This is a genomic window from Cupriavidus sp. GW823-FHT06D04 (assembly GCF_058795055.1).
Genome location: NZ_JBXAHL010000001.1, coordinates 518,364 through 536,118 on the forward strand (window position 1 = coordinate 518,364; position 17,755 = coordinate 536,118).

The 17,755-nt window shown below is 67.3% G+C and carries 15 protein-coding genes; 7 read left to right on the forward strand and 8 right to left on the reverse strand.

The window, feature by feature from the left end:
- Window positions 1–61: 61 nt before the first annotated feature.
- The gene (locus AC1Q7H_RS02430; RefSeq protein ID WP_013957875.1) at window positions 62–1,456 is read right to left on the reverse strand and encodes an RsmB/NOP family class I SAM-dependent RNA methyltransferase; all 1,395 of its coding nucleotides are present in this window, start codon (window positions 1,454–1,456) and stop codon (window positions 62–64) included.
- The gene (gene purN, locus AC1Q7H_RS02435) at window positions 1,453–2,121 is read right to left on the reverse strand and encodes a phosphoribosylglycinamide formyltransferase (protein WP_013957876.1); all 669 of its coding nucleotides are present in this window, start codon (window positions 2,119–2,121) and stop codon (window positions 1,453–1,455) included. Before purN ends, AC1Q7H_RS02430 begins: the two co-directional genes overlap by 4 nt.
- Window positions 2,122–2,378: 257 nt before the next feature.
- Between purN and AC1Q7H_RS02440 the strand changes: the two genes are divergently transcribed.
- The gene (locus AC1Q7H_RS02440) at window positions 2,379–3,038 is read left to right on the forward strand and encodes a response regulator (RefSeq protein ID WP_011615962.1); all 660 of its coding nucleotides are present in this window, start codon (window positions 2,379–2,381) and stop codon (window positions 3,036–3,038) included.
- A gap of 35 nt (window positions 3,039–3,073) precedes the next feature.
- On the opposite strand, the gene AC1Q7H_RS02445 is transcribed toward AC1Q7H_RS02440, so the two are convergent.
- Window positions 3,074–4,888, reverse strand: coding sequence for a hybrid sensor histidine kinase/response regulator (locus tag AC1Q7H_RS02445; RefSeq protein WP_211980254.1), 1,815 nt, complete (start codon window positions 4,886–4,888; stop codon window positions 3,074–3,076).
- Window positions 4,889–5,115: 227 nt separating this feature from the next.
- On the opposite strand from AC1Q7H_RS02445, the gene AC1Q7H_RS02450 reads away from it, so the two are divergent.
- The 5 genes from AC1Q7H_RS02450 to dut all read left to right on the forward strand — a co-directional run bounded on the left by AC1Q7H_RS02450 (window position 5,116) and on the right by dut (window position 11,568).
- Window positions 5,116–6,111 carry a bifunctional riboflavin kinase/FAD synthetase gene (locus tag AC1Q7H_RS02450; RefSeq protein ID WP_211980255.1) on the forward strand — a complete coding sequence of 332 codons (996 nt, stop codon included), beginning with the start codon at window positions 5,116–5,118 and terminating at the stop codon, window positions 6,109–6,111.
- Between the two features lie 126 nt (window positions 6,112–6,237).
- The gene (ileS, locus tag AC1Q7H_RS02455) at window positions 6,238–9,132 is read left to right on the forward strand and encodes an isoleucine--tRNA ligase (protein WP_013957879.1); all 2,895 of its coding nucleotides are present in this window, start codon (window positions 6,238–6,240) and stop codon (window positions 9,130–9,132) included.
- On the forward strand, window positions 9,132–9,662 hold the full coding sequence (lspA, locus tag AC1Q7H_RS02460) for a signal peptidase II (protein ID WP_013957880.1): 531 nt from the start codon (window positions 9,132–9,134) through the stop codon (window positions 9,660–9,662). Before ileS ends, lspA begins: the two co-directional genes overlap by 1 nt.
- Before the next feature lie 131 nt (window positions 9,663–9,793).
- Window positions 9,794–10,996, forward strand: a complete 1,203-nt coding sequence (gene coaBC / locus AC1Q7H_RS02465; RefSeq protein ID WP_013957881.1) for a bifunctional phosphopantothenoylcysteine decarboxylase/phosphopantothenate--cysteine ligase CoaBC — start codon at window positions 9,794–9,796, stop codon at window positions 10,994–10,996.
- Between the two features lie 71 nt (window positions 10,997–11,067).
- Window positions 11,068–11,568 carry a dUTP diphosphatase gene (dut, locus tag AC1Q7H_RS02470; RefSeq protein ID WP_011615967.1) on the forward strand — a complete coding sequence of 167 codons (501 nt, stop codon included), beginning with the start codon at window positions 11,068–11,070 and terminating at the stop codon, window positions 11,566–11,568.
- A gap of 54 nt (window positions 11,569–11,622) precedes the next feature.
- Here the strand turns inward: dut and AC1Q7H_RS02475 are convergent, their stop codons facing one another.
- The 4 genes from AC1Q7H_RS02475 to clpS all read right to left on the reverse strand — a co-directional run bounded on the left by AC1Q7H_RS02475 (window position 11,623) and on the right by clpS (window position 16,314).
- Window positions 11,623–12,471, reverse strand: coding sequence for a VOC family protein (locus AC1Q7H_RS02475; protein ID WP_211980256.1), 849 nt, complete (start codon window positions 12,469–12,471; stop codon window positions 11,623–11,625).
- Between the two features lie 42 nt (window positions 12,472–12,513).
- Complete coding sequence (locus AC1Q7H_RS02480) at window positions 12,514–13,521, reverse strand: tripartite tricarboxylate transporter substrate binding protein (protein WP_211980257.1); 1,008 nt, start codon at window positions 13,519–13,521, stop codon at window positions 12,514–12,516.
- 175 nt (window positions 13,522–13,696) lie between these two features.
- Window positions 13,697–15,991, reverse strand: coding sequence for an ATP-dependent Clp protease ATP-binding subunit ClpA (gene clpA / locus AC1Q7H_RS02485; RefSeq protein WP_013957884.1), 2,295 nt, complete (start codon window positions 15,989–15,991; stop codon window positions 13,697–13,699).
- Entirely contained in the window at window positions 15,988–16,314 is a 327-nt protein-coding gene (gene clpS, locus AC1Q7H_RS02490; protein ID WP_010814998.1) for an ATP-dependent Clp protease adapter ClpS, read from the reverse strand. Before clpS ends, clpA begins: the two co-directional genes overlap by 4 nt.
- A gap of 512 nt (window positions 16,315–16,826) precedes the next feature.
- Between clpS and AC1Q7H_RS02495 the strand changes: the two genes are divergently transcribed.
- The gene (locus AC1Q7H_RS02495) at window positions 16,827–17,033 is read left to right on the forward strand and encodes a cold-shock protein (protein ID WP_010814999.1); all 207 of its coding nucleotides are present in this window, start codon (window positions 16,827–16,829) and stop codon (window positions 17,031–17,033) included.
- A 213-nt stretch (window positions 17,034–17,246) separates the two neighbouring features.
- On the opposite strand, the gene AC1Q7H_RS02500 is transcribed toward AC1Q7H_RS02495, so the two are convergent.
- Complete coding sequence (locus AC1Q7H_RS02500; protein ID WP_013957885.1) at window positions 17,247–17,708, reverse strand: VOC family protein; 462 nt, start codon at window positions 17,706–17,708, stop codon at window positions 17,247–17,249.
- Window positions 17,709–17,755: the final 47 nt, after the last annotated feature.

Here is a 17,755-nt window from a genome sequence, read left to right on the forward strand (position 1 = left end):
GAAACTCAGGGTTGGCGCGGCCGCCCGCGCGATCGGCGGGCGGCCCGGCAGGCACCGCCGCTCAGCTGGTGCGTTCCAGCACCGCGGCAAAGAAGCCGTCGGTCTGGTGCAGGTGCGGATACAGGGCAAACATGCCGTTGTCCGGCAGCCCGGTCACTTCGATCTTCTGCTCGGCCAGCACTTCGGCGGCCGGCACCAGGCGGAAGTTGGGGTGCGCAGCCAGGAAGTCGCGCACGATCTGCTCGTTTTCAGCTTCCAGCACGCTGCAGGTCGCGTAGACCACGCGGCCGCCGCCCTTCACCAGCCGCGCGGCCGAGTCCAGGATCGCGCTCTGCTTGGCAGTCAGTTCCAGCACCGACTCCGGCGATTGCCGCCACTTCAGGTCGGGGTTGCGGCGCAGCGTGCCCAGCCCGCTGCAGGGCGCGTCGACCAGCACGCGGTCGGCCTTGCCGGCCAGGCGCTTGATCTTGGCGTCGCGCTCGGAGTCGATCAGCACCGGGTGGACGTTGGACAGCCCGCTGCGCGCCAGCCGCGGCTTCAGGTTGGCCAGGCGCTTTTCCGATACGTCAAAGGCATAGAGCCGGCCGGTGGAGCGCATCGCCGCGCCGAGCGCCAGGGTCTTGCCGCCCGCGCCGGCGCAGAAGTCGACCACCATCTCGCCGCGCTTGGGTGCGACCAGGTTGCACAGCAGCTGGCTGCCCTCATCCTGCACCTCGACCAGGCCGTTGACGAAGATCGGCAGCTGGTTCAGCGCCGGCTTGCCGGCCATGCGGATGCCGGCCGGCGCCATCGGCGTGGGCTCGGCGCCCAGGCCGGCGGCCTGCAGCTCGGCCAGTGCGGCTTCGCGGCTGGTCTTGGCCAGGTTGACGCGCAGGTCCAGCGGCGCCGGACGCAGCAGCGCGTCGCCCAGGGCCGCCGCAAAGGCCTCGCCGTGGCCGCGCACCAGTTCATCGTAGAGCCACTCGGGCAGGTTGGCGCGCACGCGCGGCGCCAGGCTGGAGCGCTCGATCGTGGTCAGTCGGTCCAGCCACTCGGCTTCTTCGGGATGCAGGAACGGCGTCAGCGTGTCGCGGCCCAGGGTCGCGGCCAGGCCCAGCAGCGCCAGCCGGCGCGAGGTCGCGCCCGTGCCGCTTTCGGCAAACTGCGCAAACTCGACGCGCCGGCGCAGCACCGCGTAGATGGCCTCGGCGATGATGCCGCGCTCGCGGTGGCCAAGCTTGCTGTTCTCGCGGAAGTAGTAGCTCACCACGGCATCGGCCGGGCGCGCAAACAGCATGACCTTGCCGAGCAGGCGGTCGATATGCTGGATATGGGTGGCATGCAGGCCGCCGTGCGAGCGGACCGCGGCGCCGTCGGCATTGGGCGACTTGCGGATGGGGCTGCCCTTGCCCTTGCTGCGCACGGGGGCGCGTCCTTCGCTGCGCGGGGATCGGGTTCCTGCCTGGGTGCGACTCATGCCTTGACTCCTCCCGCCGGGGTATTGGCGGAGATGGCCATCAGCAATTGCGATTCGGCCGGGTTGATAACGTTGACTACGCCGTCCTGCAGTTGCAGGCGGTTCTCGACGAACCATTGCACGGCGCGGGGATAGATCACGTGCTCGCATTCGAGCAGGCGCGCGGCCAGGCTCTCGGGCGTGTCCGCGGGCTGCACATCAAGTGCAGCCTGGATCACGATCGGGCCATGGTCGAGTTCAGGGGTGACAAAGTGCACGGTGGCGCCATGCAGCTTGACGCCGGCGTCCAGCGCCTGCTTGTGGGTGTTCAGGCCCGGGAAGCACGGCAGCAGCGACGGATGGATATTCAGCAGCCGGCCCGCATAGCGGTCGACGAAGCCGGGCGTGAGTATACGCATGAAACCGGCAAGTACCACCAGGTCGGGCGCGTAGGCGTCGATGGCCTCGGCCAAAGCCGCGTCGAAAGCAGCACGGTCAGGGTGCTGGCGATGGTCGACCACGCCGGTTTCGATGCCCTGCTGCTGCGCGAATTGCAGCCCGGCGGCATCCGGCCGGTTCGACAGTACTGCCGCCACCCGGGCAGGCCAGCCGCCCCCCGCGCAGGCACGGACGATGGCTTCCATATTGGAGCCTCGCCCGGAAATCAAGATGACAATTTTTTTCATCGCGCAATTCTACCAAGGCAAGGCGCTAAACTCCGGTAAAGCCAACGCATTACGTGCTTAATTCACGAGAATCGGACAGGGCGCGATGTCTCTAACATGTGACGGCGTGACCGTATACCCCCGATTGATGGATTGTGACGCTTCGCCCCCTCTGCTAGAGTGGGCGCTACGTCCACGCGCCAACCCTGTGCCTGACACAGTGCTCGCCAAGAGCTGGTGACAACAAGGACGAAACGGGAATTTGAACGGGAATTCGCATGTCGAACGCTGCACCGACGTTGTTGGTGGTCGATGATCATCCTATGGCTTTGTCAGGCACTACGGCTTTTCTCGCCGAAGTCATGCCGGATGTGGCTGTCCATGCCGCCGGCAGTGCCCGCGAAGCCCTGACAAGCCTGCAGCAGGGGTTGCGCCCCGATATCGTGCTGCTCGATATCTGGCTGAACGATGGCACGGGCTTCGACGCCATGCAGTCGTTCAAGACCGTCATTCCTGGCGCACGCTTCATCTTCATGTCCGCCGAGGCCACCCCCGAGATCGTCGGTCGCGCCCGCGCGCTGTCGGCCTGCGGCTTCGTCGGCAAGCACCTTGATGCCAATGCCTTCACCGCCGCGGTGCGCAAGGTGCTGGCAGGCGACACCTCCTTCCCCACCGATGAGGCCCTGAACGGCCGCGCGCAGTCGTTCGGGCCCGCCCACGGCATTCCGGTCACGCCGGCCGAACTCGGCCTGACGCCGCGCCAGGGCTCGGTGCTGGCGCTGGTGCTGGAAGGCCTGCCGAACAAGGTGATCGCGCGCCGCCTGGGGCTGACCGAGAACACCGTCAAGGAACACGTGTCGGCCATCCTGCAGCGCCTGGGCGTGCGCACGCGCATGCAGGTGATGTCGCGCATGGAGCGGTTCCGCCTGCGCCAGTAACGCAGGCCGGCACCCTTCGCCGTCCTCCCCCCGCCCTACGCCGGCCGCAGCCAGCGGCGCAGCAACAGCCGCAGCGAAGCCGGGTCCACCGGCTTGGGCAGCACGAAATACCCCGCCTCTTCCGCCGCCGCCAGCGCGGCGGATTTCAGGTCGCCGGTCAGCAGCGCGCTGCGCGCCTGCGGCTGCGTGTTCTGCCAGCGCTCGAGCAAATCCAGTCCGTTCTCGCTGCCGGGCAGGCGCAGGTCGCAGAAGATGATGTCCGGGCGCAGGCCCTTCGCAAACAGCTTGTCAGCCTCGGCGCCGTGCGCGGCGCAGGCCACGCGGATGCCCCAGGCCTCCATCAGCGCGATCCAGGCCTTGCGGATCTGGCTGTCGTCGTCGACCACCAGCACCGTGCCCTGCAGGCGGTCGGGCTTGGCCTCTTCTGCCTGCGCCATCGCGCGCATCTCGCGCACGCTGGCGACGGTCTCGGCCGGCACCGTCGCCAGCGCGAACCAGAACACCGAACCCTTGCCCGGCACCGAGCGCACGCCATAGGTGCCGCGCATCAGGCGCACGCATTCCTTGAAGATGGCCAGCCCCAGGCCCAGGCCCTGCGACGGGTCGCGCTGCGGGTTATGGACCTGGTAGTACGGCGAAAAGATGTCGGGCAGGTGCTCCGGTGTCACGCCGGCGCCGGTATCCCAGACTTCCAGCCGCACACTCTTGCGGCGCTGGCGCGCGGTCACCAGCACGCCGCCGCGCTGGGTGTAGCGCAGCGCGTTCTGCACCAGGTTGAACAGGGCCCGGCGCAACAGCACCGGCTCGGCCATGGCGTACAGCTCGTCGGGCACGCGCGGGGTCAGGGTCAGGCCGCTTTCGCGCGCATCGGCGGCAAACTGGCTCATCACGTCGCGGATCAGAGCGCCCAGCTCGCATGGCTCCAGCGTCGGCAGGACCTTGCGCCCTTCCAGCTTGGACAGGTCCAGCAGCGAACGGAACAAGAGGTCGATGGTCTGGGTGCCCGCCGCCACCTGCTCCACCAGCGGATGCAGCGCCGACGACTGGTTGCGCGCGCGCAGCGCCTCCACCAGCATCACCAGCGCATGCACCGGCTGGCGCAGGTCGTGGCTGGCGGCAGCCAGGAAGCGCGACTTCTCCTCGCTGGCATGCAGCGCGCGCTCTTTTTCCTCCTGGAACTGCTTGGCCAGGCGGCGGCTGTCGCCCTCGAGCTGGATGGCGCGCACCAGCGTGACCTGCAGGTTGAAGGCATGGCGCGACAGCATCCCCCCGTAGATCACCAGCAGTCCCTGCACATAGGCGCCATGGCCGGGGAAGGCGAATTCCGCCATCAGGATGTTGGGCACCAGGATCGGCACGCCGGCATAGACCAGGTTCGACGGCACCGGCGCCTGCGACACCGCGCCGCCAGCCAGCACCCCAAGGGTCAGCAGGTACAGCACGCTTGAGAACACCGCCGAGCCTGTATACAAATGCAGCAGTGCCGAGCTGCCCCAGGTCACGCCGGTCAGGAAGGCAACCGCGCGCATATTGTTCCACCACTTGCGCGTGTGCGCGGAACGGCTCATCGAGGCATGGTCGCGCTGGTAGCCGACGTAGAACCACAGGCCGCCGGCCGTCAGCAGCAGCATCACCGCGCACCAGCCGAGCAAGGCCGAGTGGCTCACGTCGTTCCAGAATCCCAGTGTGGTCAGCGCGGGCAGCAGCACCGAGGCCACGATTGCCGTAGGCGAGTTCTTGTGCACGATGGCCATCAGCTTGGCGCGCGTCTCGACGTCGAGCTGGGCGGTCGCCTGAGGCAGGACTCGGGGCAGGAGCCGGGAAAAGAACCGGTTGGGCAGCGCTTTCAAGTGTGGCTGGCTTGGAATGGGCGGATATCGGGGGCAGCAGGTGCCAGGGCCGAAGTGGAGCCGAAGTGGGCCATATCATGCCGCCTTTTGCGGCATCGCGCCATGCCGCGAGGGCCGGTTGCGGCACAAAAACAGCAGCGCGGCACCGGCCGCGGGCGGCGGGAGCGGCAAGCGGACCCATTCGCCTTATAATGCTCGCTTTACCTGAAACGTTTCCCGCCGTCCCCGTGAAAGTCTTCCGCGGCCTGCCCAACGCCGAAAGCCGGGCGCCCTGCGCGCTCACCATCGGCAATTTCGACGGTGTGCATCGCGGCCACCAGTCGCTGCTCGCGCGTGCGCGCGCAGCGGCCGACGCACGCGGCCTGCCGCTGTGCGTGATGACCTTCGAGCCGCATCCGCGCGAGTTCTTCACCCCGGACAAGGCCCCCACCCGCATCGCGCTGCTGCGCGACAAGCTGGAAAGCCTGCGCCGCAACGGCGTGGACCGGGTGGTGGTGGAACACTTCAACGCCCACTTTGCCGCCCAGTCGCCGCAGGCGTTCGTCGAGAACGTGCTGTGGCATGGCCTGCACGCGCGCTGGGTGCTGGTCGGCGACGACTTCCGCTTCGGCGCCAAGCGCGCCGGCGACTTTACCTACCTGCAGGAAGCCGGGCGTCGCTACGGCTTCGATGTCGAGCAGATGGGCTCGGTGTCCGAAGGCGGCATCCGCATCTCCAGCTCGGCGGTGCGCCAGGCGCTGGCTGACGGCGACCTGGAGCATGCCCGGCGCCTGCTCGGCCACGGCTATGCCATCAGCGGCCACGTGATCCACGGCCGCAAGCTGGGCCGCGACCTGGGCTTCCCGACGCTGAACCTGCGCATCTCGCACAAGCGGCCGGCAGTCAGCGGCATCTTCGTGGTGCAGGTGCATGGCATCGCCGACCAGCCCTTGCCGGGCGTGGCCAGCATCGGCGTGCGCCCCACCATCGAGGACGCCGGCCGGGTGCTGCTGGAAGTTCACCTGTTCGATTTCAAAGAGAACCTGTACGGCAAGCTGGTGCGGGTTGAATTCATGAAGAAGCTGCGCGACGAAGCGCGCTTCGACAACCTGGACCAGCTCACCGCCGCCATCGCCAAGGACAGCGCCGATGCGCGCGCCTTCTTCGGCCTGACCGCCCCGGGCGCGGCCGAAGGCAGCGGCGGGCGCGACTTCGCCACCTCCGCCACCGACCGAATTAGGTAGCGGCCGGCGCCTGCCCGCATGCCAGTGGCGCGGGCCCGGCACGCACGCCGCCTGCCCCAGTCTTTCCGCGCGCCCGCCGGCCTGCCGCCGCCCGCGCGCCCAACCCGAATTGCCCTGAGAATCGAAATGTCTGACGACAAACGCGCCAAGCCCGAGAAAAGCAAGTATCCGGTCAACCTGCTCGACACGCCCTTCCCGATGCGTGGCGACCTGCCCAAGCGCGAGCCGCAGTGGGTCAAGCAGTGGCAGGACAAGCAGCTCTACAAGAAGATCCGCGCGGCGCGCAAGGGCGCGAAGAAGTTCGTGCTGCATGACGGCCCGCCGTATGCCAACGGCGACATCCATATCGGCCACGCAGTCAACAAGGTGCTCAAGGACATGATCATCAAGGCGCGCGGCCTGACCGGGCTGGACGCCGTCTACGTGCCGGGCTGGGACTGCCACGGCATGCCGATCGAGATCCAGATCGAGAAGAAGTTCGGCAAGGGCCTGCCGGTGCAGGAGGTCCAGGCCAAGGCGCGCGCCTACGCCACCGAGCAGATCAAGCGCCAGATGGTGGATTTCGAGCGCCTGGGCGTGCTGGGCGATTGGGACCACCCCTACCTGACCATGAACTACAGCAACGAGGCGGATGAACTGCGCGCACTCGGCAAGATCATGGAGAAGGGCTATGTGTTCCGCGGCCTGAAGCCGGTGAACTGGTGCTTCGACTGCGGCTCGGCGCTGGCCGAGGCCGAGGTCGAATACAAGGACAAGGTCGACCTGTCGATCGACGTGGGCTTCCCGTTCGCGCAAGCCGACAAGCTGGCGCACGCGTTCAAGGTGCCGTTCGAGCAGCTCGACGGCAAGCCCGGCTGGATCGTGATCTGGACCACCACGCCGTGGACCATCCCGAGCAACCAGGCGCTGAACGTGCACCCGGAAGTGGAATACGCGCTGGTCGAGACCCCGCGCGGCTACCTGATCCTGGCCACCGAGCGCGTCGAGGAGCAGCTGAAGGTCTACGGCCTGGAAGGCAAGGTCGTGGCCACCACCACCGGCGCGGCACTGTCGGAAATCCGCTTCCACCACCCGCTGGCGAAGATGGACGCGGGCTATGACCGCCTGTCGCCGGTCTACCTGGGCGACTACGTCACCACCGACACCGGCTCGGGCATCGTGCACTCGGCGCCGGCCTACGGCGTGGAAGACTTCCAGTCGTGCAAGGCGCACGGCATGGCCGATTCGGACATCATCAGCCCGGTGATGGGCAACGGCGTCTATGCCGGCACGCTGCCGCTCTTTGGCGGGCTGTCGATCTGGGACGCCAACCCGAAGATCGTCGAGGTGCTGCAGGCCTCGGGCAACCTGTTCAATTCGCACAAGTACACCCACAGCTACATGCACTGCTGGCGCCACAAGACGCCGATCATCTACCGCGCCACCTCGCAGTGGTTCGCGGGCATGGACGTGGACCCGGCCGACGAGAACGGCAAGACCGGCCCCACCCTGCGCGAGACCGCGCTGGCCGGCATCGACGCCACCGAGTTCTTCCCGGCCTGGGGCAAGCAGCGCCTGCACAACATGATCGCCAACCGGCCGGACTGGACGCTGTCGCGCCAGCGCCAGTGGGGCGTGCCGATGGCCTTCTTCCTGCACAAGGAAACCGGTGCGCTGCACCCGCGCACGCCGCAGCTGCTGGAAGAAGTGGCAAAACGCGTCGAACAGCACGGTATCGAGGCCTGGCAGACGCTGGATCCGAAGGAGCTGCTCGGCGACGAGGCCAGCCAGTACGAAAAGAATCGCGACACGCTGGACGTCTGGTTCGATTCCGGCACCACGCACTGGACCGTGGTCCGCGGCTCGCACCGCGACGACTTGTACGATCCGTCAGCCGATACGCCCGATGGCCGCCTCGCCGACCTGTACCTGGAAGGCTCGGACCAGCACCGCGGCTGGTTCCATTCGTCGCTGCTGACGGCGTCGATGCTGTACGGCAAGCCGCCCTACAAGGCGCTGCTGACGCACGGCTTCACCGTCGACGGCGAGGGCCGCAAGATGTCCAAGTCGGTCGGCAACACCGTGGCGCCGCAGGACATCACCAACAAGATGGGCGCCGAGATCATCCGCCTGTGGGTGGCCTCGACCGACTACTCCGGCGAGCTGTCGATCTCGGACGAGATCCTCAAGCGCGTGGTGGAAAGCTACCGCCGCATCCGCAACACGCTGCGCTTCCTGCTGTCCAACCTGTCCGACTACGACCACGCCAGGCATGCGCTGCCGGCGTCGGAATGGCTGGAGATCGACCGCTACGCCGTGGCGCTGACCGCGCAACTGCAGCAGGAAGTGCTGTCGCACTACGAGTCGTATGAATTCCACCCGGTGGCGTCCAAGCTGCAGACGTTCTGCTCCGAGGACCTGGGCGGCTTCTACCTCGATGTGCTGAAGGACCGCCTGTACACCACCGCGCCGGACTCCAAGGCCCGCCGCGCGGCGCAGAACGCGCTGTACCACATCACCCAGGCGATGCTGCACTGGATGGCGCCGTTCCTGTCGTTCACCGCCGAGGAAGCGTGGCAGATCTTCGCCCACGGCACCGAGCACACCGACACCATCTTCACCAGCACCTACTACGCGGTGCCGGAAGTCGACGACGGCGCCGACGACCTGCTGCAGAAGTGGCACACGCTGCGCGAAGTGCGCGCCGAGGTCACCAAGCAGCTGGAAGCGGTGCGCGTGGAAGGCGAGATCGGCTCGTCGCTGCAGGCCGAGCTGACCATCCAGGCCGGCGGCCCCGTGCTGGACGCGCTGCAGAGCCTGGGCGACGACCTGCGCTTCGTGCTGCTGACCTCTTCGGCCAAGGTAACGCACGCGCCCGAGGCCGGCGACCTGCTGGTCACGGTGACCCCGTCGGCCCATGCCAAGTGCGAGCGCTGCTGGCACTACCGCGCCGATGTCGGCCACAACCCGGACCATCCGACCCTCTGCGGGCGCTGCGACAGCAACCTGTTCGGCGCCGGTGAACACAGGAGCCATGCCTGATGGCATCGACCACGTCCCGTTCCGCCCGCCCGGCACGCCGCAACAACAAGGCCGCCGGCAGCACCACCCCGCTGCTGTGGATGGCCTTCGCGCTGCTGGTGGTAGTGCTCGACCAGTTCTTCAAGATCGTCATTGTGCGCACCTTCACCTATGGTGAATCGCGCCCGGTGACCAGCTTCTTCAACCTGGTGCTGGTCTACAACAAGGGCGCGGCGTTCAGCTTCCTGGCCGATGCCGGCGGCTGGCAGCGCTGGTTCTTCACCGGTCTTGGCCTCGTGGTGGGCGCGTTCATCGTCTGGCTGCTGTACCGCCATACCGGCCAGCGCATGTTCTGCTTCGCGGTGTCGCTGATCCTGGGCGGCGCGGTCGGCAACGTGATCGACCGCGTGGTCTACGGGCACGTGGTCGATTTCCTGGACTTCTATGTGCGCAACTACCACTGGCCTGCCTTCAACGTGGCCGACTGCGCGATCACGGTCGGCGCGGTACTGCTGATCGTGGACGAGCTGCGGCGGGTGCGGCGCCACTGAGCGCCGCCAGACCACAGCAGGTGATGCCAGGGCCGCGAATGCGGCCCTGATGCCATCCGGTGCCGCTGCCGGCAGCAGCGAGCACGCTCAGCCGGTATCATGCCGTTTCCCACCCTTTGACGAGCCTTACCATGGATTTGCGCGGCAAGCACATCGTTCTCGGCCTGACCGGCGGCATCGCCTGCTACAAGTCGGCCGAACTGGTCCGCCTGCTGACCAAGGCCGGCGCCACCGTGCAGGTGGCCATGACCGAGGCGGCGACGCATTTCATCACGCCGGTGACGATGCAGGCCTTGTCCGGCCGGCCGGTCTTCCTGTCGCAGTGGGATGCCCGCATCGACAACAACATGGCGCACATCGACCTGTCGCGCGAGGCCGATGCCATCGTCATCGCCCCGGCCTCGACCGATTTCATGGCGCGCCTGGCCAACGGTCTGTGCGACGACCTGCTCAGCACCCTGTGCATCGCGCGCGACTGCCCGCTGCTGGTGGCGCCGGCGATGAACCGCCAGATGTGGGCTGCCCCCGCCACCCAGCGCAACGCCGCGCAGCTGCGCGCCGACGGCGTGATGATCCTGGGCCCTGGCAGCGGCGACCAGGCCTGCGGCGAGGTCGGCGACGGCCGCATGCTGGAACCCGAAGAGCTGCTCGACGACATCATCGCCTTCTTCCAGCCCAAGCCGCTGCAGGGCAAGCGCGTGCTGATCACCGCCGGCCCGACCTTCGAGGCGATCGACCCGGTGCGCGGCATCACCAACCTGTCGTCCGGCAAGATGGGCTTCTCGATCGCGCGCGCGGCGCGCGAGGCCGGAGCCGAGGTGCTGCTGGTGGCCGGCCCCACCGGCCTGCCCACCCCGCGCGGCGTGGTCCGGACCGACGTGCGCAGCGCGCAGCAGATGCATGACGCGGTGATCGCGCAGCTGCACGGCGTGGATGTCTTTGTCGCCGTGGCCGCGGTGGCGGACTGGCGCCCGGCTGAAGTCGCACAGCAGAAGCTGAAGAAGGCCAACGATACCGACACCCCCACGCTGCAGTTCGTGCAGAACCCCGACATCCTGGCCTCGGTCGCGGCGCGGGCTGACGCACCCTACTGCGTCGGCTTCGCCGCCGAGAGCGAGAACCTGGAGCAGTACGGCGAGCAGAAACGCCAGCGCAAGGGCGTGCCGCTGCTGGTCGGCAATATCGGCCACCATACCTTCGGCCTGGACGACAACGAGATCGTGCTGTTCGACGCCGCCGGCATGACGCGGCTGCCGCGCGCCGACAAGCTGTCGCTGGCGCGCCAGCTGGTGGCGGCGATCGGCCAGCGCCTGCCCGGGCGCGCACGGCCCTGATGGCGCGCGCGCGTCCGGTATCATGCGCGGCTGCCACCTATTCCGTTGAACCGATTTTCCCCAGGATTCCCATGACCCAGCCACTGAACCCGACCGTCGAAATCAAGGTGCTCGATGCGCGCCTGAATGAATGGGGCCTGCCCGCCTACCAGAGCGAAATGGCCGCCGCCATCGACCTGCATGCCTGCGTCGACGCCCCGGTATCGATCGCGCCGGGCACGCCCGCGCAACTGGTGCCGGCCGGCATCGCCGTGCACATGGGCAACCCGTACATGGCCGCGACCATCGTGCCGCGCTCGGGCCTGGGCCACAAGAAGGGCCTGGTGCTGGGCAATTCGATCGGCGTGATCGATGCCGACTACCAGGGCCAGATCATGGTCAGCGTGTGGAACCGCAATGCGCCCGGCACCGAGCCGATCGTGATCCAGCCGGGCGAGCGCATCGCGCAGATGATGTTCGTGCCGGTGCTGCGGCCGGTGTTTTCGACGGTGGCAGAATTCAGCGAAGACAGCGAACGCGGCGCGGGCGGCTTTGGCTCGACCGGCGTACATCACGCCAAGGCCAGCGCCTGACGCAGCCTAAGGCCGCACAAGACACTGGCGCCCCGCGGGGCGCCAGTTTGCATTTCAGCCCTGCTGCTCGAACAGCAGCGCCACGCCGCTGGCGGCATCCGCCAGCACCAGGGTCTCGCGCGGGCCCAGATCGTGGGTCGGCACACCCTGTTCGCGCCACCCGGCACGCGCCGCCGCCAGGTCATTGGTGCGCAGGCGGATCGCCGCGTAGCCCGGCCCCTCGCGCCGGATATGCGCGGTGCCGGTGGCCGAAGCCAGCGCCTGCGGCGTGCTGACCACCAGCGTGGCATCGTCCAGCGCCAGGCTGCAGACATGTTCGCTCAGCTGCGTCAGCTCGCCGCCGGTCAGCTCCGCGTAGGCGCGCGCGGCGGCGTCCACCAGCGCGGGCGCCACCACCAGGAACATGGTGGCGATGCTCTGCGCGCCGTTGGCATGGCGGGTCCATTCGGGCCGCCACAGCAGTTCGGGCGTACGGTGCTCGCAAACGAAGTAGCGCGCGCCCGGCGCATCGTCGAGCGCGGTCACGCGAAAGGTGGCCGGATGCTCGCTGCCGTCATCCAGCCGCACCGGACGCGAGAACTCGATCGGGTCCGAGGTGTGCCAGCCTGCCGCGCGCAGCCGTGCCGCGGTGGCAAAGGCATCGGCGCTCTTGCACGACATCGCCGCGCAGCCGCCGCCGTGCGCCTGCGCATCCCAGTAGTACTGGCGGCTGGGGCTGGGCGCGGTCACGTGCAGCAGCTCAACGTAGTCCCGCCGCAGCATGATGCAGTGGTTCTGCGAGCCGAGCGTGTGGTAGCCGCGCGGCGTCAGCGTAAAGCCGAGCCGGCGCCAGGCCTGGGCCCCGGCATCGAGGTCTGGGCACACCACCACGGCGTGGTCGAACATTTCCGCTTGCGTTACCATCGGCGTCCTCTCGGTTTCACGGCGCACCGGCGCCGGACATCGTCATTCGAACTGGATATTGGCCTTGTGCGCCACGGCCTGCCATTTGTCATGCTCGCGGCGCACCAGGTTGCCGAGGTCGGCCGGGCTGCCGCCCACGATCTCGAAGCCCTGCGCAGCCAGCGCATCGACCACGCGCGGCTGGCGCAATGATTCGACCAGCGCGTCGTGGATGCGCGTGACCGTGGATGCCGGCAGGCCGGCCGGGCCGAACACGCCGATCCAGGAGTAGGCCTCGAAGCCCTTGAGCCCCTGCTCGGCCACCGTCGGCACCTGCGGCAGCTGGCGCAGCCGGCTGGTGCCGGTCACGCCCAGCACCTTGATGGTGCGGGCGGCCACGTGCGCCTGCACCGCGGCATAGCTGCTGAAGAAGATATCGACCTCGTTGGACAGCACCGCCTGCACGGCCGGGCCGCCGCCCTTGTAGGGCACATGCAGCATGCGCACGCCGGCTTCGGTCGCCAGCGCCTCGGCCGCCAGCTGGTTCAGGCTGCCGATGCCGGACGAGGCATAGCGCACGCCGTCGGGCCTGGCCTTGGCCAGCGCCACCAGTTCGCGCACATTGGCCACCGGCAGCGCGGGATTGGCGGCAATCACCAGCGGAAAGCGCACCAGCTGCGAAATTGGCGAGAAATCGCGGAAGGTGTCGTAGGGCAGCTGCTTGTAGGCGAAAGGGTTGATGGCGTGGGTGTCGAAGGCCATCAACAGAGTGGTGCCGTCCGGCTTCGCGCGCGCCACGGTGCTCGATGCGATCAGGCCGCCGGCACCCGGCTTGTTGTCGACCACCACGGTCTGCCCCAGCGCCGCCTTCAGCCCGGGCTGCAGCTGCCGGGCCACGATGTCGACGCTCCCGCCAGGCGGGAACGGCAGCACCAGCGCGATCGGGCGGTTGCCCGCCGGCGGTTCGGCGCCGGTGGCGGCAGCGGCGTGAAGCATCGGGACGGGCATGGCGCCCAGCGGCAGGATCTTGAGCAGCAGGCGGCGGCGCCGCGTGCGTTCGGCAGAGGACATCAGGGTTTTCAGGCTGGATTCCTGGCCGGTTGCGCGGCCAGCCGCGGCCGCAAACTCGTGCCCCGACGGGCATGGCCGGCGGCCGCCGGGACAAAAGAAAAGGGGCGGCATGACTGCCACCCCCGTATTTTGCCCGATGACCGGCCACGTTGCAGGCAACGCGGCCGATAACCGCTCAGGCTTCGGCGCGCTGTTCCTCGGGCGCCTCGGGCGGTTCCGGCTCGATCTCGGAGAAATCGAGCTTGATCTGGTCCTGCTCGTCCAGGTCCACCACCACCTTGCCGCCCGAAACCAGCCGGCCGAACAGCAGCTCGTCGGCCAGGGCCTTGCGGATCATGTCCTGGATCAGGCGCTGCATCGGGCGCGCGCCCATCAGCGGATCGAACCCCTTGTGCGCCAGGAACTTGCGCAGCTTCTCGGTAAAGCTGGCCTCCACCTTCTTCTCGTGCAGCTGCTCTTCCAGCTGCATCAGGAACTTGTCGACCACGCGCAGGATGATCTCCTCATCCAGCGACCGGAAGCTGATCATGGCATCCAGGCGGTTACGGAATTCCGGCGTGAACATGCGCTTGATGTCGGCCATCTCGTCGCCCTGCTCGCGCGAGCTGGTGAAGCCGATGGAGGCGCGGTTCATGGTCTCCGCCCCCGCGTTGGTGGTCATGATGATGATCACGTTGCGGAAGTCGGCGCGCCGGCCGTTGTTGTCGGTCAGCGAACCATGGTCCATCACCTGCAGCAGGATATTGAAGATATCCGGGTGCGCCTTCTCGATTTCGTCCAGCAGCAGCACGCAGTGCGGCTTCTTGGTGACAGCCTCGGTCAGCAGGCCGCCCTGGTCAAAGCCGACGTATCCCGGCGGCGCGCCGATAAGGCGGCTCACCGCGTGGCGTTCCATGTACTCGGACATGTCAAAGCGCAGCAGCTCGATGCCCATGATGAAGGCGAGTTGCTTGGCGACCTCGGTCTTGCCCACGCCCGTGGGGCCGGAGAACAGGAACGACCCGATCGGCTTGTCGGTCTTGCCCAGGCCGGCGCGCGACATCTTGATCGCCGAGGCCAGTGCCTCGATCGCCGGGTCCTGGCCGAACACCACCGACTTCAGGTCGCGGTCCAGCGTCTGCAGCTTGCTGCGGTCGTCCTGGTTCACGCTCTGCGGCGGGATGCGCGCAATGCGCGAGACGATGTCCTCGATCTCGCCCTTGCCGATGGTCTTCTTCTGCTTGGACTTCGGCAGGATGCGCTGCGCCGCGCCGGCTTCGTCGATCACGTCGATCGCCTTGTCGGGCAGGTGGCGGTCGGTAATGAAGCGGGCCGACAGCTCCGCTGCCGCGGTCAGCGCCGAGGCCGCGTACTTGACGCCATGGTGCTCCTCGAAGCGCGACTTCAGGCCGCGCAGGATCTGCACGGTCTGGTCCACCGAAGGTTCGACCACGTCGATCTTCTGGAAGCGCCGCGACAGCGCCGCGTCCTTCTCGAAGATGCCGCGATATTCCGTGAAGGTGGTCGCGCCGATGCACTTGAGCTGGCCCGACGACAGCGCCGGCTTGAGCAGGTTGCTGGCGTCCAGCGTCCCGCCCGAGGCAGCGCCCGCGCCGATCAGCGTGTGGATCTCGTCGATGAACAGGATCGCGTTCGGATTGTCCTTGAGCGACTTCAGCACGCCCTTCAGGCGTTGTTCGAAGTCACCACGGTACTTGGTGCCGGCCAGCAGCGCTCCCATGTCGAGCGAGTAGACGGTGGCCTTTTCCAGGATGTCCGGCACCTCGTTCTTGGTGATGCGCCACGCCAGGCCCTCGGCGATCGCGGTCTTGCCGACGCCGGCCTCGCCGACCAGCAGCGGGTTGTTCTTACGCCGGCGGCACAGCACCTGGACCACGCGCTCGACTTCGCTCTCGCGGCCGATCAGCGGGTCGATCTTGCCGGCCTTGGCCAGCGTGTTCAGGTTCTGGGTGTATTGCTCGAGCGGGCTTTCCTTGCCGTCGCCGCCCTCGCCTTCGCCGGCGGCATCGCCATGCTTGGCGGGCTCGGACTGGTCCTTGCGGATGCCATGGCTGATGAAATTGACCACGTCCAGGCGCGTTACGCCCTGCTGCTGCAGGTAATAGACCGCGTGCGAATCCTTCTCGCCGAATATCGCGACCAGCACGTTGGCACCCGTCACTTCCTTCTTGCCGTTGGAAGTGGACTGGACGTGCATGATCGCGCGCTGGATCACGCGCTGGAAACCGAGCGTGGGCTGGGTATCGACCTCGTCGGTACCCGGCACCACCGGCGTGTTATCCGCGATGAAGTTCTTCAGGCTGGTGCGCAGGTCTTCTATATTGGCCGCGCAGGCGCGCAAGACTTCCGCTGCCGTGGGATTGTCGAGCAATGCCAGCAGCAGGTGCTCCACGGTAATGAACTCGTGGCGTGCCTGCCTGGCTTCGACAAACGCCATATGCAGGCTCACTTCCAATTCTTGCGCAATCATGCTTCCTCCATCACGCACTGCAGGGGATGCCCCGCCTGCCGCGCGTGCGTTGACACCAGCTCGACCTTGGTCGCTGCAATATCCCTGGTGTAGATACCGCAGACGCCCTTTCCTTCCCGGTGCACGGTGAGCATGATCTGCGTCGCCGTTTCCCGGTCCCTGCTGAAATACTGCTGCAGGATCATCACTACAAACTCCATCGGAGTGTAGTCGTCATTAAGCAGCACCACCTTGAACATGGCGGGCGGTTTAAGCGCCTGCTCTTTCCGCTCCAGGATGGTGCCCGCTTCGCGTTGTGGAACATTCGCAAGCCGTGTAGCCATGGCTTTATTCTAACCCTTACTCGCAACTCTGCAATTTGGGGAAAAGGCGCCGGATTCAAGAGCCGGGTCACCTGTTTCCGGTGGTGGAAGGACGCGGGATTTCACGCGGGAGGCATTGCAAGGCACGTGGCCGGCGCGGCGGGACTGCATCCACGGCAGCCCTGGCGTATGCCGCCAAGGTACCACCAGGTGCCGTCCGATTCCCGCCACACCCTGCTGGCAGTGGGGAATCCGCCAACTTGACAGTATCCGGCTTTGCCAGAAGAATCGTTCGCACACCTGCCGACGGCCAACGAGCCAAAGCAACAGCCGAGGCAGGTGATCCGTGAGCAGGGAGGCCACGGCCGCCGCGGCGGCGAGTCAGCATCGAGACTGTCCGCCACGCGATTGCACCTCGCCGCGCGTCATCGCCTGCCGCACCTCAGGACGCGGCAGGTCATGGCGCCGCAGTCCGTGCCGTCTGGCCGGCAAGGCTTCCCCGCTTTGAAATCTGCTATTTCGTGGGGGAGTATATGGCAAGCGGTATCGTCAAATGGTTCAATGACGCCAAGGGCTTCGGGTTCATCAAGCCGGACGAGGGCGAAGAAGAACTGTTTGCGCACTTTTCGGCTATCCAGATGTCCGGCTTCAAGACGCTGAAGGAAGGTCAACGCGTCTCGTTCGAGGTGGTCCAGGGCCCCAAGGGCAAGCAAGCCACCAATATCCAGGACGCCAGCTAAAGCGCGCCGCGACCGCATCCCGGCCGCAGAGCCGCGGAGCGGTCAACCAGGGTGTGGGGGGGCTCCCCCGGGACGGGATCGATGCCAGCTCCCCGCCTTGCCGCCACGGCGGCGCGGCGGGTGCCGGCTCGGATCAGCTGCACGCACCACATCCGACGGAAAGCCCGGCCTCGCGCCGGGCTTTCTGCTTTTTGGGCCCCAGGGTCCGGGCCATCAGGCCCAGCCGTCGATCTTCAGCCCGCTGGCCTGCTCGGCCTCTTCCCTGGTGACCTTGCGTACAGTCTGGCCAAAGGTCCAGACATGTCCCTCCGTGTCCCGGGCCGTGTAGGTCCGGTCGCCGTAGAACTCGTCCTGCGGCTCGCGCAGGATCACGGCCCCGGCGGCGCGCGCGTGCTCGCAATGCTGGTCCAGCCCTTCCTGCAGATGCACGTGCAGGGTCTGGGTATTCTTGCCTCCGATCGAGGCCGGGCTGGCGGTAAAGTCCGCCCACTCGCTGCCCACCATCAGGTAGCTGTCGCCGAAACGCATTTCAGAATGCACCAGCTGGTCCTGCTGGTCGCGGATCACCATGACCCGCTCAAAGCCGAAGGCGCGCTCCAGCCAGTCCAGGGCCGCCAGCGGGTCCTTGTAGAAGAGGGCCGCACCGAACGCGGTGCGGCGGAAGGGATCGTCCATGCCTGTCTCCTCGGGCCGCCAGGCCCGTCAGTCCAACCCCTGACGTT

Excerpts from the sequence above, each read along its gene's own strand:
- AC1Q7H_RS02430 (WP_013957875.1), bottom strand. The coding sequence starts at position 1,456 with ATGAGTCGCACCCAGGCAGGAACCCGATCCCCGCGCAGCGAAGGACGC.
- purN (WP_013957876.1), bottom strand. The coding sequence starts at position 2,121 with ATGAAAAAAATTGTCATCTTGATTTCCGGGCGAGGCTCCAATATGGAA.
- AC1Q7H_RS02440 (WP_011615962.1), top strand. The coding sequence starts at position 2,379 with ATGTCGAACGCTGCACCGACGTTGTTGGTGGTCGATGATCATCCTATG.
- ileS (WP_013957879.1), top strand. The coding sequence starts at position 6,238 with ATGTCTGACGACAAACGCGCCAAGCCCGAGAAAAGCAAGTATCCGGTC.
- lspA (WP_013957880.1), top strand. The coding sequence starts at position 9,132 with ATGGCATCGACCACGTCCCGTTCCGCCCGCCCGGCACGCCGCAACAAC.
- coaBC (WP_013957881.1), top strand. The coding sequence starts at position 9,794 with ATGGATTTGCGCGGCAAGCACATCGTTCTCGGCCTGACCGGCGGCATC.
- dut (WP_011615967.1), top strand. The coding sequence starts at position 11,068 with ATGACCCAGCCACTGAACCCGACCGTCGAAATCAAGGTGCTCGATGCG.
- AC1Q7H_RS02475 (WP_211980256.1), bottom strand. The coding sequence starts at position 12,471 with ATGGTAACGCAAGCGGAAATGTTCGACCACGCCGTGGTGGTGTGCCCA.
- AC1Q7H_RS02480 (WP_211980257.1), bottom strand. The coding sequence starts at position 13,521 with ATGTCCTCTGCCGAACGCACGCGGCGCCGCCGCCTGCTGCTCAAGATC.
- clpA (WP_013957884.1), bottom strand. The coding sequence starts at position 15,991 with ATGATTGCGCAAGAATTGGAAGTGAGCCTGCATATGGCGTTTGTCGAA.
- clpS (WP_010814998.1), bottom strand. The coding sequence starts at position 16,314 with ATGGCTACACGGCTTGCGAATGTTCCACAACGCGAAGCGGGCACCATC.
- AC1Q7H_RS02495 (WP_010814999.1), top strand. The coding sequence starts at position 16,827 with ATGGCAAGCGGTATCGTCAAATGGTTCAATGACGCCAAGGGCTTCGGG.
- AC1Q7H_RS02500 (WP_013957885.1), bottom strand. The coding sequence starts at position 17,708 with ATGGACGATCCCTTCCGCCGCACCGCGTTCGGTGCGGCCCTCTTCTAC.